This is a genomic window from Mycoplasma sp. HS2188, from assembly GCF_025209835.1.
Classification (GTDB): domain Bacteria; phylum Bacillota_I; class Bacilli_A; order Mycoplasmatales; family Metamycoplasmataceae; genus Mycoplasmopsis.
Window position 1 is genome coordinate 1 of record NZ_JAOAOI010000060.1, and the last position, 660, is coordinate 660.

General features: G+C 30.9%; 1 protein-coding gene. It reads left to right on the forward strand.

The annotated features are described in order from the left end of the window. Positions 1–660: MAG3960 family lipoprotein (locus tag N1F73_RS03805; RefSeq protein ID WP_396888704.1), on the forward strand; the 660-nt coding region annotated here is incomplete at both ends.

Sequence of the window (660 nt, forward strand, 5' to 3'; positions counted from 1 at the left end):
AGATTATGGGTGATAATGTTTCATTTGGACGAAAAAAAATTGAGTTTGGTGACCCTTATTGATATGAAATATCGCCTAAGGATGCAGATGCCAAAGTCAAAAACATTAATGGTAAGAAAAAGAAAGTACCTTCGGCTGTTTGAAAATTAAATCGTGATATTTATTTGAGAAATATGTTTGATAATGAGATGTTTTTATCAAGAGCATTTTATGAGAAAACATTAGCTGAGAATGAAATCATTAATAACGACTGGATTGATTGATTGTATTTGAATGATTCCAGTGTGCTGGCAATGCAGGTACCACAATATAGGTTATTAGTTGCATATTTAAGATTAATGAAAAAACTAACTGATAGTATTAATTTTGTTGCTGTGGATGATGAAGCAGAGAATGCGAAAAAAATTAAGGAAAATGGCTCAATTGTAGATAAAAGTAAGAATTTAGAATTAAATATATTAGATAGTGGAACTTACGCTTTAATCGAAAAATACGAGAAGGCATTATTAGATTATTTAGCGTTGGAACACGCAATGGGATTTATGGGTCGTGAGGACCATAATCCTAATTTACAACTTTTTGGTGGTGGAACTAATTATGGTTATAAGGTCGATTATAGAGACACTTATAAATGAGCTAAAAAGCAATATGAAGAGTTTG